Origin of the sequence: Psychrobacter sp. W2-37-MNA-CIBAN-0211 (assembly GCF_040309405.1) — a bacterium.
Classification (GTDB): Bacteria; Pseudomonadota; Gammaproteobacteria; order Pseudomonadales; family Moraxellaceae; genus Psychrobacter; species Psychrobacter glaciei.
Window position 1 is genome coordinate 1 of sequence record NZ_JBEOOU010000250.1, and the last position, 267, is coordinate 267.

General features: G+C 41.6%; 1 pseudogene. It reads left to right on the forward strand.

Features of this window, described 5'->3' with window-relative positions:
• Positions 1–267: pseudogene (locus tag AAEY72_RS15110) on the forward strand (oxygenase MpaB family protein); the annotation flags it as partial.

Genomic DNA, 267 nt, shown 5'->3' on the forward strand with positions numbered 1-267 from the left:
CTTCTTACCAGCGTCATGGTCGTACTACTGCTATCGACGATCATAGCGACTTACAGGTTTTAAAGCGCATCAAGCGTTATTTATTACCAAAGGACTTTGTAATCTCGCAAGATTTATTAGACGAGATAGTGGCAGGCTACGATATTGGCGATCCGTTGGCAGATACTTTAGCCGCTGATGGCATTCGTTTTGCCAAACCTTTACAGCAATTCATTATTAATGATCGCAGTGCAAAATTTGATACCAATCTGATAGATAACCCTGCGT